This window comes from Streptomyces sp. NPDC048462 (assembly GCF_043200175.1).
GTDB lineage: Bacteria > Actinomycetota > Actinomycetes > Streptomycetales > Streptomycetaceae > Streptomyces.
Genome location: NZ_JBICXG010000006.1, coordinates 228,774 through 241,663, shown reverse-complemented (window position 1 = coordinate 241,663; position 12,890 = coordinate 228,774). Strand labels below are relative to the sequence as shown.

Genomic DNA, 12,890 nt, shown 5'->3' with positions numbered 1-12,890 from the left:
TACGCTCCCCATGGGGCATCGGTTTTTGCTGACGGGGAGGGTAGTCGTACGTCATGGACTGGCTGAAAAAACTCCCTGTCATCGGGCCGCTCGTCTCCCGGCTGATGGAGACGCACGCCTGGCGCAGTTACGAGACGCTGGTACGGGTCCACTGGGCGCGGCTGGCCGCGGCGATCACCTTCATCAGCTTCCTGGCGCTCTTCCCGCTGATCGCGGTCGCCGCGGCGATCGGCGCGGCGCTGCTCTCCGACAAGCAGCTCGACAAGATCGAGGACAAGGTTGCCGAGCAGGTGCCCGGCATCTCGGACCAGCTGGGCATCGACAACCTGGTGGCGCACGCGGGCACGGTCGGGCTGGTGGCCGGTGCGCTGCTGCTGTTCACCGGCATCGGCTGGATCGGCTCGATGCGGGACTGCCTGCGCGCGGTGTGGGACATGGACGACCTGGACGAGGGCAATCCGGTCATCCGCAAGCTCAAGGACGCCGGGGTGCTGTTCGGCCTGGGCGGGGCGGCCCTGGTGACCCTGGCGATCTCCTCGGTCGGCTCCGTCGCGGTCGGCTGGATCGCCGACCTGCTCAACATTCCCGAGAACGGCGCGGGCGGTGTGCTGATCCGGATCGCGGCGCTGGCGGTGGCGGTGTGCGCCGACTTCCTGCTGCTGCTCTACCTGCTGACGCTGCTGCCGGGCGTCGAGCCGCCGCGGCGCCGGCTGATGGTCGCCTCACTGATCGGCGCGGTCGGCTTCGAGCTGCTGAAGCTGCTGCTCGGCAGCTATATGAAGGGCGTCGCGTCGAAGAGCATGTACGGCGCGTTCGGCGTGCCGATCGCCCTGCTGCTGTGGATCAACTTCACCGCGAAGCTGCTGCTGTTCTGCGCCGCCTGGACGGCGACACCGAGCAAGGACGCCGAGGAGCCGCTGCCGGTGGAGGGCGACCCGGCTCCGGACGGTGAAGGTGACGCCCGGGGCGGGAGTACGCGCGCGGGAAGTGCCCGGGGCGGGAGCGCCCCGGGCAGCCCGGTCAGGGGCGGGAGCGGCGGCGCATCAGGTCCGGCAGCGGCCAGCGCCGGTTGACCAGGTACACGGCACCGGCGAGCAGCACCAGCACCCCGCCGACGATGCCCAGCGCGACCCCGACCCCGCCGGAGCCGCCCGCCGCGGCGGCCTTCGTGGCCTTGTCCGGGCCGTGCTTCGCCTTGCCGGCGGCGGGGCCGTCGGCCTCGGCCCCCTTGCCGGTGCCGGTGTCGGGCACCGCGGACTTCGGCGGGACCAGCTCGCCCACCGGGGTGACCTTGCCGCTGGCGCTGAAGCCCCAGTCGAGCAGGCTCGCCGCCTCGTTGTAGACGGCGTGCGTCTCGTCGGACGACGGGTGCATGACGGTGACGAGCAGCACCTTGCCGTTGCGCTCGGCGACACCGGTGAAGGTGTTGCCCGCGTGCGTCGTGTAGCCGTTCTTGACGCCCGCGATGCCGTCGTACGCGGTGACGCCGTCGGCCCCGGTGAGCAGCCGGTTGGTGTTCTGGATGCCGAACTCCTCCCGCTTCTTGCCCTTCTTCTGCTCGCCGGGGAACTCCGCCGTGCCGGTCGAGCAGTACTCGCGGAAGTCCGGGTTCTGCAGCCCGCTGCGGGCGAACAGGGACAGGTCGTACGCACTGGAGACCTGCTTGGGCGCGTCGTAGCCGTCGGGCGACACCACGTGGGTGTCCAGGGCCTGCAGCTCCACGGCGTGTGTCTGCATGTCGTGGACGGTCTTGGGGACACCCCCGTACATCGCGGCCAGTACGTGCACCGCGTCGTTGCCCGAACGCAGGAAGACGCCGAGCCACAGGTCGTGCACCGAGTAGCTGAGGTCCTCCTTGACCCCCACCAGGCTGCTGCCCTCGCCCATGTCCGCGAGGTCCTCGTCCTTGACCGTGTACTCCCGGGTCTTCGGCTGCAGGGCCGGGTCCGGCATCACGGTGTCCGCGAAGAGCATCTTCAGTGTGGAGGCCGGAGGCAGCCGCCAGTGCGGGTTGTGCGAGGCGAGCACCTTCCCGCTCTCGGCGTCCGAGACCATCCACGATCTGCCGGTCAGGTCCTTGGGGAGGACCGGGGCGCCGGGGCCGAGGTTGACCTGGGTGCCGGACCGGCCCAGCTGTTCGCCACCGAGCCGCGACATGGCCGCCGGCGGCTTCGGGGCGTCGTCGGAGGTGTCCTTGGCGACCGCAGAGGCGGGGCTGACGACGAAAGTGGACAGCAGAGCGGCAGATGTGACCGCCATCGCGGTCTTCTTAAGAGCTGACACGGTCGAAAACGTACATGCAGTTGATGTGAAAATTGACACCGGCGCTATGACCCGCCGTGCGTACCGCCAGGACGGCTCACTCCGGGCCGGCTCACCCGAGGGCAACCCATCCGAGGCCGGCCCACCCCGGGCGAGCCGGCCCGGACGAGCCGGAGATACTGAGTCCATGAAGCTCAGCCGCCCCGTCTCCTGGTTCCTGCTCGCATTCGGGGTGTGGAGCTGGTTCATCTGGATCACTTTCGTCAAGAACCTATGGAAGGACGGCAGCGGTCTCGCCTTCGACGACGCGGGTGACCCTACTGCGTACTTCTGGGTGCATCTGCTGCTCGCCATCACGTCCTTTCTTCTGGGGACGGCGGTCGGCGTGATCGGGTTCCGCGGCCTCAGGGCGCTGCGCGACCGCTCCGCGTAACGACGCGGCACCTCGTACGGACCGGATACGGACAAACAGGGCGGGGCAGCGCACGTGGCGGTCATGGGATTCGTTCTGGCGGCGATCGTGGTGCTCGCGCTGCTCGTCGCCGTGCACCGCTATGTGTGGCGCCGCTTCGTCGGTGACACGACCGCCGCGGGCAGCCTGCCTCGCCGGGCGGGCACGGTGGCGGCGTACGTGCTTCCGCTGCTGAGCGTCGGCGCCCTGGTCTCCGGCCGGTCGGGTGCGCCCTTCTGGCTCCAGCGGGTGCTGGCCTGGCCGGGCTATCTCTGGCTGGCCGCCCTGCTCTACCTGACGCTGGCCCTGCTGGCCGGCGAGGCCGTACGGCCGCTGCTGCGCCGGCTCCTCGCACTCCGGGACGCGACGGCGGGCGCCGGGTCTGAGGCCGGGCCGGTGCGAACGGGGGAGACCGCGCAGGCGGCGGAGACCGTACAGGCGGCGGAGACGGAGAGCGCCGGAGCCGCCCCCGGCACGGACACCAGGACAGCCGCACCCTCCGCCCCGTCCGCACCCTCCGCCCCGCAGCCCCCCGCCGCTTCCCCCTCGCGCCGGCTCTTCGTCGCGCGGGCCGTCGGGGGCGCCGCGGCCGTGGCGGGGCTCGGCACGGTGGGGTACGGCACCTACGGGGTGCTGCGCGGCCCGCGGGTCAAGCGCGTCACCATCCCGCTGGCCCGGCTGCCCCGCTCCGCGCACGGCTTCCGGATCGCCGTCGTCAGCGACATCCACCTCGGCCCGATCCTGGGCCGGGCGCACACCCAGCGGATCGTCGACACGGTCAACCGGACCCAGCCCGATCTGATCGCGGTCGTCGGGGACCTGGTCGACGGATCGGTCGCGGATCTCGGTCCGGCCGCCGAGCCGCTCGCACGGCTCCGCTCCCGGCACGGCGCGTTCTTCGTCACCGGCAACCACGAGTACTACTCCGGTGCGACCCAATGGGTGGATCATGTAAGGGAATTGGGGATGCATCCGCTGGAGAATGCCCGGGTGGAGATCGACGGATTCGATCTGGCCGGGGTCAATGACATCGGGGGCGAGAGCGAAGGCCAGGGGCCGGACTTCGGCCGCGCCCTGGGTGACCGGGACCGCTCCCGGGCCGCCGTCCTCATGGCCCATCAGCCGGTCCTCATCGACGAGGCCGTCGAGCACGGCGTGGACCTGCAGCTCTCCGGGCACACCCACGGCGGCCAGCTCTGGCCGGGCAACTACATCGCGGAGCTCTCCAACCCCACGGTCGCCGGGCTCGAACGCTACGGCGACACGCAGCTGTACGTCACGCGCGGCGCGGGCGCCTGGGGGCCGCCGGTGCGGGTCGGCGCACCCTCGGACATCACCGTCGTCGAACTCGCCTCCAAGCAGGCCTGAGAGCCGCCCCGCAGGCGAATTCGGTGACCGGTCGCCAACCCTCTGTATTCGGCCTGTCGATCCAAGGTTTCAAGTAACGAACAAAAGGCTATGTGTCTCTGATTTGCCCTTCCAGATGTGAAAATCGTGTGATTGGCTGAGCACGAACGTGCGGTGATCTGCGTATCTGAGCGCGACACCGAGGTGGGGCTGTTAAGGGAGAGCACGGCAATGCGGTCGATCCGAATACGGATTCTCGCGATTCTCGCGGTTTTGGTCATCGCAGGCGTCGGCGCCTGGCAGTTGCTTCCTTCGGACGGAGCGAAGGAGGACCCGGTCTCCGTCGGTACGACCGACGTGGTGACCTCGCTCGACCCGGCCGGAGCGTACGACGCCGGCTCCTGGGCGATGTACAGCAACGTCTACCAGTCCCTCATGACGTTCAAGTCCGGAGCGATCGTCCCCGAGCCCGACGCGGCCGAGAGCTGCGGCTTCATCGGCGGGAAGCTCCAGACGTACCAGTGCAAGCTCCGTGACGACCTGTCGTTCTCCAACGGCCGGAAGATCACCGCCGAGGACGTCAAGTACTCCTTCGAGCGCATGCTCAGGATCAAGACGGACGTCGGCCCCTCGGTGCTGTTCCCGACCCTCAAGAACGTGGTGACCGAGGGACGGGTGATCACGTTCAACCTGTCCTCGCGCGACGCGACCTTCCCGCAGAAGCTCGCCACCGGGGCCGGTTCGATCGTCGACCGTGAGGCCTACTCGGAGAACAAGCTGCGGGCCGACAACAAGGTCAGCGGCTCCGGGCCGTACGTGCTCAAGTCGTACGAGCCGGGCTCCAGGGCCGAACTGGTGCCGAACACCAAGTACAAGGGCGCGCTGAAGAAGACCGGCGGGCCGGTCACCGTGCGCTACTACAAGCAGTCGGACGACCTCCTGGCGGCCTGGAAGTCGGGACAGATCGATGTCACGCACCGTCAGCTCCCGCCGTCCGCGCTCGCGGAGCTGAACCCCGGCGACGCCGATCAGCGCATCACCGAGGCGGACAGCGCCGAGATCCGCAACCTCGTCTTCAACGTCCGCTCCGACTCGCCGCTCGCCGACAAGCGGGTCCGGCAGGCAGTCGCGGCGATCATCGACCGCGCGCCGCTGGTGACCGACGTCTACAAGGGCACCGTCGAGCCGCTCTACTCGCTGATCCCGCAGGGCTACATCGGGCACAGCACCCCGTTCTTCGACGAGTACCCGCAGCCGGACGTCAAGCGCGCCAAGAAGCTGCTGCAGGAGGCGGGCGTCCAACTGCCGCTCCCCATCACCTTCGCGTACCGCTCCGGCGACTCGTACACGCCGGAGAGCAAGGAGATCCAGCGCCAGCTGAACGCGGACGGACTGTTCAAGGTCACGATCAAGTCCGTGGAGTGGACGGCGTTCCAGAAGGGCTACGCGGCCGGTGACTACGACATGTACACCGTCGGCTGGCTCCCGGACTACCCGGACCCCGACACCTTCAGCCAGCCGCTCGTCGGCCGCGACACCAGCCTCCACAACGGCTACACCAGCAAGAAGATGGACCAGCTGATCAGCGACACGCTGCAGTTCAGCGACCGCAGCCGCACCTCGGCCGACTTCAAGGACCTGCAGAAGCTGGTGGGCGAGGACGTGCCGCTCGTCCCGCTGTGGCAGAAGAAGGACTACGTCCTCGCCAAGCCCGAGGTGGCCGGTTCGCAGTACCTCTCGGACGGCACGGGCATCTGGCGGCTGTGGGAGCTCGGCTGGATCTGACGGTCCGTCGCGGTCCGGCAGTCAGGACCGCGACCCGCCAGGCAGAAGCGGAACGCGAAAGGAGCGGCCGTCCCGGTACCCGCGGGGCGGCCGCTCCGGCGTGCACGCCGCCGGGCGAGGTCAGTGCGGCCGGTCCGCCACGTGTCCCGTCGCCCCCGGCAGGAACTCCTCCAGCACCGCGTGCACCTGGCGCACGAGCGGCCGCAGCACCCGGAACCGGGACAGGGCGATGGCCCGCGCGATGATCGGGGCGGTGCGCTCGACGAGGCGGCGGCTGCGTTCGGCGTCGTCCGTCCGGTCGTACACCCAGTACAGCACCAGGCCCATCTGGTTCAGCCACATCAGCTGCGGCAGCAGCTCGGACAGTTCCGGATCGACCTTGGTCTCCGCACCCTCCAGGCAGCGCCGGTGGATGGAGATCGCCGCTTCGCGGGCCGCGACGGAGTCCTTCGAGAAGGGGCTGAGCGGGCTCTCCGGATCGGCGGCGTTCTTGAAGAACTGGGCGGCGAAGCGGTGGTACGGCTCCGCCACGTCCAGCCAGCCGAGGAGGACCCCGCGAATGCGTACCGCGAGGTCCTGGTCGCCGGCCAGAACCGGCTGGACCGCCGCCTCGTGCTCGGCGGCGATCCGGTCGTAGAAGCCCTGGACGAGGTGTTCCTTGGACGAGAAGTAGTAGTACGCGTTCCCTACGGAGACGCCGGCCTCCTGGGCGATGGCCCGCATGGTCGTCTTGTCGTAGCCGCGTTCCTGGAAGAGCCGGAGCGCGGTTTCGAGGATGAGTGTGCGGGTCTGTTCGCTCTTGGGAGCCTTGACTTCCTTCACGTCCTTCTCTTCCTTCACCACGGTCCCGAGGGTATCCGGCCCGGTCCGGACCCAGGACCCTAGGTGCCGGGCTCCGGGCCCTCCACCGCGCAGGTGCCGCCCGGTTCGCCGTCCGTCCGGCAGGGCGTCGCCGTCAGGGAGCGGTACTTCGCCGCGGCGAGGACGGTCGCCCTGGCGAACGGGCGGCCGGCCGGGGTGGTCAGCCAGTGGGCCCTGGGCCGGTGCTCGGCCAGCGCCCAGAGGCAGACGATCCACGCCGACGTGGAGCGGTAGACCTGGCCCCCGTCACCGATCACCGTGATCTCCTCCAGCGTCCCGGAGTGGTCGAGGCCGGGGAAGCGGCGGTGCGCCTCCGCCGAGTCCGCCGGGACCAGGTCCAGCGGTACCAGCTGACGCTGCCTCATCAGCCACTGCCGCAGGTGGACGCAGAGCGAGCACTGCGCGTCGTAGAGCACGGTGAGCCGTTCGACGGACAGCCGCCGCCCACCCGTCCGGACCGTCATGGCCGGCCCTCACGCCCTGGGGGCGGGCGCGGCCCACGGCCCGGTGCCCGGCGGCGTCCAGCCCTGCGGTGCCACGGGCGGGGTCTGCTCGCGGTCCATCATGCCCCGGCGGCGGATCCTGTTCAGTACATAGACGTTGCCCAGGTGCATGACCCCCAGCACGAGCAGGACGACGCCGACCTTCAGCGACAGCGCGTCGAAGAGCGCGCGGGCGTCGGTGACCTCGTCGGAGTTCTTCAGGTAGAGCGTCACGAACCCCAGGTTGACCAGGTAGAAGCCCACCACCAGCAGGTGGTTGACGGCATCGGCGAGTTTCTCGTTCCCGTGCAGCACATCGGCGAGGAACACCTTGCCGTTGCGGCTGAGCGTGCGGGCCACCCAGATGGTGAGCGCCACGCTGATGAGCAGGTAGATGACGTACGCGACAACAGTGAGGTCCATGCCCCACCCTCCCTTGAACGCGTTCAAATGCTGTTGTCATGGACTGTAGACCTGGATTTGAACATGTTCAAGCCGGAGTTCCGGTGGTGCGCGTCACCTTGTCCGAGGGCGCCGTGAAGCGCCGCACCCCAGGTATCGCGGCGGTGGCCAGGCAGGCCGCGCCGACCGCCACCCCGGCGGCGGCCAGGGGGAGTTCGGCGCCCCAGGCCGAGGCCGCCAGCGGGGCGAGGGCGTAGCCGAGCGGCATCGCGCCGAGGGAGAGCAGCCAGTCGTACGAGGTGACCCGGGCCAGCGCGTGCGCGGGTACGGCGGACTGGACGGCGGTCTCCCAGACCGGGTTGAGGTAGCCCAGCCCGGCCTGGGAGAGGCCGTACGCGGCGATGGCGACGACGGCGGGGGAGTGGGCGGCCAGCAGGCAGAGCGGCAGCGCGTACAGGGCGAGGCCCAGGTTGGCGGTCGGGACCGGGCGGCGCGGCCGGGCCCGGCCGGCCAGCAGCGAGCCGAGCAGCAGGCCGACGGCGCCGGTCTGGAGGAAGGCGAGCCACATGCCCTTGCCGCCCAGGTGGTGGATGAACAGCGCCGGGCCGAGCGTCATCAGGACGGCCGCCGCGCCGTTCCAGACGGAGTGGGCGATCAGGCTCGTCCAGTACCAGTCGCGGCCCCGGACCTCGCTCCAGCCCTCCTTGAGGTCGCTGAGCACGGAGCTGCGGGCGATGGGGACGTGCCGGACGTGGATCGCGGACAGCAGTGCCGCGCTCACCGCGAAGCTGGCCCCGTCCAGCACGAAGGCCCAGCCGGGCCCCGCGGTGAGGACCAGTGCCCCGGCGACGGTCGGGCCGCCGATCCGGGTGGCGCTGCTGACCACCGCCATCAGGGAGTTGGCGCGCAGCAGTCCGGACTCCGCCACGGTGCCGCGGATCAGCGGGGAGACGGTCGGCATCGCGAAGGCCCCGGCGGCGCCGCCGATCGCCTCGGCCACCGCGATCTGCCAGAGCGCCGGTGTCCCCGAGAGGAGTTCGGCGCCGACGAAGAGCTGACTGGCGCACCGTACGAGATCGGTGGTGAGTGCGACCGTGCGGGCGTTGAAGCGGTCGCCCACGACACCGCCGAGCGGCAGCAGGAGCAGCTTGGGCACCATCGCGCAGGCGAGCACCAGGGCGAGCGCCCCGGTCGAGCCGGTGGCCAGGTAGACGGCGAGGGTGAGAGCCGCGGGGATCGCCGCGTCGCCGAGCATCGAGAGGCTGCGGCCGATGAAGAGCAGCCGGAAGGATCGGGTGCGCAATGGATGAGGCATGGCGCGGAATCTATTTCGCTTCCGAAGTATTCGTCAACGAAATATTGGGTACCGAAGGGTAGTTGGGGTGCGGCGTAGGCTGTGGACCATGGAGCAACGGGACTGGACCGATGGACACGTGGAGCGGTGGAAGCCGGTGCTTCCCGAACTCGATCCGGACATCGAGGGTGCGGTGACCCGGATGAAGAAGCTGTCCGTCCATCTGCGCCGGGTGCGTGAACAGTCCCTCGTCGACTTCGACCTGGACCGCCAGGAGTTCGACACGCTGCACAAACTCGCCGGGCGCGGCGGCAAGGCCGCCCCGTCCGACCTCGCCACCGACCTCGACCTCGCGCCCGCCTCCGTCACCGGCCGGCTGGACGCACTTGAGCGTCGCGGATTCGTCCGCCGTACCCCCTCCACCACCGACCGGCGGCGCGTGGACGTGGAGTTGACCGACCGGGGGCGCTCGACCTGGCTCGGCGCGATGGACTTCCTCGGCAACGAGGAGGAGCGGCTTCTCCACGTCCTGGACAAGGACGAACGCGGGCTGCTCAACTCCATGCTGCGGCGGATCATGGTGATCGCCGAGGACCGGGGCGGCGCGCACTGGGACTGACCGGGGTTCCGGGCGGGGACCCCCGCGGTCCCCGCCCGCCCGGCGCCCCGGACCCGGACTTCAGAAGCTCAGCGAGCGGGCGCTGTTGATCTGGGACATCACCATCGCGAAGGTCTCCGGGTGCGTGGCCGGGATCATCGTCGAGTGGTGCCGGCCGCCGCTGGTCACCGACACCTGGATGAACCCGGTCGTCTTCTTCTCCTTCATCAGCAGGAAGAGCAGACCGACCAGGCACAGCAGGGCGAAGACGATCGCCAGCACGATCCCTACCGTGGGGATCTTCTCCTCGGTGCGCGACATGTCCGTGGCCGTCCACGCCGCACCCTTGAGGGGCATCGTCCCGGACGGCGTCACGATGGAGTCGCCCATGACGGTGATGTCGCCGATGGACAGCATCGGCGCGCCGCCGCCCGCCGGGGCCATGCCCTGCTGCCCCGGGTAGCCGTAGCCGGGCACCGCCGGCTGAGTCGCCGGGTAGCCGTAACCCGGGGGCGGCGTGTCCTGGAACGGCTGCTGGTAGCCGGGGGCCGGGGTGCCGGCGGCCGGGTAGCCGTATGCCTGGCCGTCCGGCATGGTGGGCGGACTTGCGGGTTGCTGGGCAGGCCCCCACTTGTATGAGTCGTCCGCGTACGGATTCGGATCGCTCAACGTTTCCTGCTCTCGATCGGGCTGTGAGCCCCCGTGCTCTGCTGCGACGTGGGCGGCGAACCGGTGTCCGGTTCCGCACGACGGTACCGTTGCGGGCCGCGCCGCGCAGCCATGAGGCCCCGTCCCGCACGCTGTTCGCGCGAAGGACGGGGCCCTGGATGCTACCGGTGCGGCAGGAAGGTCAGAAGCGACGCGTGATCAGCGCGCGCTTGACCTCCTGGATCGCCTTGGTGACCTCGATGCCACGCGGGCAGGCGTCCGTGCAGTTGAAGGTGGTGCGGCAACGCCACACCCCGTCACGGTCGTTGAGGATCTCGAGGCGCTGCTCGCCGCCCTCGTCGCGCGAGTCGAAGATGAAGCGGTGCGCGTTGACGATCGCCGCCGGGCCGAAGTACTGCCCGTCGTTCCAGAACACCGGGCACGAGGACGTGCACGCGGCGCACAGGATGCACTTGGTGGTGTCGTCGAAGCGCTCGCGGTCCTCGGCGGACTGCAGGCGCTCGCGGGTCGGCTCGTTCCCCTTGGTGATGAGGAAGGGCATGACGTCGCGGAAGGCCTGGAAGAACGGGTCCATGTCGACCACGAGGTCCTTGAGGACCGTGAGGCCCTTTATGGCCTCGACCGTGATCGGCTTCTCCGGGCTCAGGTCCTTGATCAGCGTCTTGCAGGCGAGCCGGTTCTTGCCGTTGATCCGCATCGCGTCCGAGCCGCAGATGCCGTGCGCGCAGGAACGGCGGAAGGTCAGCGTTCCGTCGGTCTCCCACTTGATCTTGTGAAGGGCGTCGAGAACACGCTCCTTCGGGTCGATCTCGATCTGGAAGTCCTGCCACTCGGACTCCTCGGAGACCTCCGGGTTGAACCGTCGGATCCGGAAGGTGGCGGTGATGTACGGGGTGTCGGCGAAGCCGGCCTCGGGCTCAGGGACCTTGTCGGCCTTTTCCATCGTGGGGGTAGCCATCAGTACTTACGCTCCATCGGCTGGTAGCGGGTCTGGACGACCGGCTTGTAGTCCAGCCGGATCGACTCGGTGCCGTCGTCGGCGACCTCGCGGTACGCCATGGTGTGGCGCATGAAGTTGACGTCGTCGCGGTTCGGGTAGTCCTCGCGGTAGTGACCGCCGCGGGACTCCTTGCGCGCCAGCGCCGAAGTCGCCATGACCTCGGCGAGGTCGAGCAGGTTGCCCAGCTCGACGGCCTCCAGCAGGTCCGTGTTGAACCGCTTGCCCTTGTCCTGGATGGACACGTTGAGGTAGCGCTCGCGCAGCTCCGCGATCTTGTCGACCGCGGTCTTGATGGTCTGCTCGGTGCGGAACACCATCACGTTGGCGTCCATGCACTCCTGCAGCTCCAGGCGGATCACCGAGACGCGCTCGGTGCCCGTGGAGTTGCGCAGCCGCTCGACCTGGTCGATGACCAGCTGCGCCGGGTTCTCGGGAAGCTCGACGTAGTCGTTCTTCGCGGAGTACTCGGCGGCGGCGATGCCCGAGCGGCGTCCGAAGACGTTGATGTCGAGCAGCGAGTTGGTGCCGAGGCGGTTGGCGCCGTGCACGGAGACACAGGCGACCTCGCCGGCGGCGTACAGGCCCGGGACGACGGTGGTGTTGTCGGCCAGCACCTCGCCCTCGACGTTGGTCGGGATGCCGCCCATGGCGTAGTGCGCGGTCGGCTGGATCGGGATCGGGTCCGTGTAGGGCTCGATGCCGAGGTACGTACGCGCGAACTCGGTGATGTCCGGGAGCTTGGCGTCCAGCTGCTCCGGCGGGAGGTGCGTCAGGTCGAGGTAGACGTGGTCGCCCTCGGGACCACAGCCCCGGCCCTCGCGGATCTCCGTGTAGATGGAGCGGGAGACGACGTCACGGGAGGCGAGGTCCTTCATGACGGGCGCGTACTTCTCCATGAAGCGCTCGCCGTCCTTGTTGCGGAGGATGCCGCCCTCACCGCGGGCGCCCTCCGTCAGCAGGATGCCCATGCGCCAGATGCCCGTCGGGTGGAACTGGAAGAACTCCATGTCCTCCAGCGGCAGACCGCGGCGGTACGCGGCGGCCTGGCCGTCACCGGTCAGGGTGTGCGCGTTCGACGTCACCTTGAAGAACTTGCCGGTGCCGCCGGAGGCGAAGATGATCGACTTCGCCTGGAAGACGTGGATCTCGCCGGTCGCCAGCTCGTACGCGACGACGCCGGCCGACTTCTTGACCCCGTCCACCTCCTGGAGCAGCAGGTCCAGGACGTAGAACTCGTTGAAGAACTCCACACCCTCCTTGACGCAGTTCTGGTACAGCGTCTGGAGGATCATGTGGCCGGTGCGGTCCGAGGCGTAGCAGGACCGGCGGACCGGGGCCTCGCCGTGGTTACGGCTGTGGCCGCCGAAGCGGCGCTGGTCGATCTTGCCCTCGGGCGTGCGGTTGAACGGCAGGCCCATCTTCTCCAGGTCGAGAACGGAGTCGATGGCCTCCTTCGCCAGGATCTCGGCGGCGTCCTGGTCGACCAGGTAGTCGCCGCCCTTGATCGTGTCGAAGGTGTGCCACTCCCAGTTGTCCTCCTCCACGTTGGCGAGCGCGGCGGCCATGCCGCCCTGCGCCGCGCCCGTGTGGGAGCGGGTGGGATAGAGCTTGGTCAGCACGGCGGTGCGGCTGCGCTTGGTCGACTCGATGGCCGCGCGCATGCCGGCGCCGCCGGCGCCGACGATGACGGTGTCGTACTTGTGGATCTGCATGGTTTACCTCTGGTCCTTCGGGCCCGG

Annotated in this window: 13 protein-coding genes; 5 read left to right on the top strand and 8 right to left on the bottom strand. The window is 69.4% G+C overall.

The features are described from left to right. Positions 1–53 precede the first annotated feature (53 nt). Complete coding sequence (locus ACGFU6_RS13940; protein ID WP_393610661.1) at positions 54–1,073, top strand: YihY/virulence factor BrkB family protein; 1,020 nt, start codon at positions 54–56, stop codon at positions 1,071–1,073. Here ACGFU6_RS13940 and ACGFU6_RS13935 read toward each other — a convergent pair. After that, positions 1,021–2,283: a D-alanyl-D-alanine carboxypeptidase family protein gene (locus ACGFU6_RS13935; protein ID WP_393610659.1), complete on the bottom strand. Its 1,263-nt coding sequence runs from the start codon at positions 2,281–2,283 to the stop codon at positions 1,021–1,023. The genes ACGFU6_RS13940 and ACGFU6_RS13935 overlap by 53 nt on opposite strands. Positions 2,284–2,449: 166 nt before the next feature. On the opposite strand from ACGFU6_RS13935, the gene ACGFU6_RS13930 reads away from it, so the two are divergent. From ACGFU6_RS13930 to ACGFU6_RS13920, 3 genes are all read left to right on the top strand, one after another. Further along, positions 2,450–2,695 carry an SCO4848 family membrane protein gene (locus tag ACGFU6_RS13930; protein WP_393339392.1) on the top strand — a complete coding sequence of 82 codons (246 nt, stop codon included), beginning with the start codon at positions 2,450–2,452 and terminating at the stop codon, positions 2,693–2,695. 63 nt (positions 2,696–2,758) lie between these two features. Next, a complete protein-coding gene (locus ACGFU6_RS13925; RefSeq protein ID WP_393610657.1) occupies positions 2,759–4,081 on the top strand; it encodes a metallophosphoesterase in 1,323 nt (440 codons plus the stop codon). A gap of 210 nt (positions 4,082–4,291) precedes the next feature. Then, positions 4,292–5,845: an ABC transporter substrate-binding protein gene (locus ACGFU6_RS13920; RefSeq protein ID WP_393610811.1), complete on the top strand. Its 1,554-nt coding sequence runs from the start codon at positions 4,292–4,294 to the stop codon at positions 5,843–5,845. 120 nt (positions 5,846–5,965) lie between these two features. Here ACGFU6_RS13920 and ACGFU6_RS13915 read toward each other — a convergent pair whose 3' ends face one another. The 4 genes from ACGFU6_RS13915 to ACGFU6_RS13900 form a co-directional block, all read right to left on the bottom strand. Continuing rightward, positions 5,966–6,688, bottom strand: coding sequence for a TetR family transcriptional regulator (locus ACGFU6_RS13915; RefSeq protein WP_393610656.1), 723 nt, complete (start codon positions 6,686–6,688; stop codon positions 5,966–5,968). Between the two features lie 38 nt (positions 6,689–6,726). After that, complete coding sequence (locus ACGFU6_RS13910; protein WP_393610654.1) at positions 6,727–7,170, bottom strand: thiol-disulfide oxidoreductase DCC family protein; 444 nt, start codon at positions 7,168–7,170, stop codon at positions 6,727–6,729. Positions 7,171–7,179: 9 nt separating this feature from the next. Continuing rightward, a complete protein-coding gene (locus ACGFU6_RS13905) occupies positions 7,180–7,611 on the bottom strand; it encodes a hypothetical protein (RefSeq protein WP_393610653.1) in 432 nt (143 codons plus the stop codon). 67 nt (positions 7,612–7,678) lie between these two features. Then, complete coding sequence (locus tag ACGFU6_RS13900; RefSeq protein WP_393610651.1) at positions 7,679–8,905, bottom strand: MFS transporter; 1,227 nt, start codon at positions 8,903–8,905, stop codon at positions 7,679–7,681. 88 nt (positions 8,906–8,993) lie between these two features. On the opposite strand from ACGFU6_RS13900, the gene ACGFU6_RS13895 reads away from it, so the two are divergent. Continuing rightward, complete coding sequence (locus ACGFU6_RS13895; protein WP_393610649.1) at positions 8,994–9,503, top strand: MarR family winged helix-turn-helix transcriptional regulator; 510 nt, start codon at positions 8,994–8,996, stop codon at positions 9,501–9,503. Positions 9,504–9,563: 60 nt separating this feature from the next. Here the strand turns inward: ACGFU6_RS13895 and ACGFU6_RS13890 are convergent, their stop codons facing one another. The 3 genes from ACGFU6_RS13890 to sdhA all read right to left on the bottom strand — a co-directional run bounded on the left by ACGFU6_RS13890 (position 9,564) and on the right by sdhA (position 12,863). Further along, positions 9,564–10,151 (bottom strand): hypothetical protein, encoded by a 588-nt coding sequence (locus ACGFU6_RS13890; protein WP_393610647.1) that lies wholly within the window; start codon positions 10,149–10,151, stop codon positions 9,564–9,566. 181 nt (positions 10,152–10,332) lie between these two features. Continuing rightward, entirely contained in the window at positions 10,333–11,109 is a 777-nt protein-coding gene (locus tag ACGFU6_RS13885) for a succinate dehydrogenase iron-sulfur subunit (RefSeq protein WP_393610645.1), read from the bottom strand. After that, positions 11,109–12,863, bottom strand: a complete 1,755-nt coding sequence (gene sdhA / locus ACGFU6_RS13880) for a succinate dehydrogenase flavoprotein subunit (protein WP_393610643.1) — start codon at positions 12,861–12,863, stop codon at positions 11,109–11,111. The genes ACGFU6_RS13885 and sdhA overlap by 1 nt, the downstream gene beginning before the upstream one ends. Positions 12,864–12,890 lie beyond the last annotated feature (27 nt).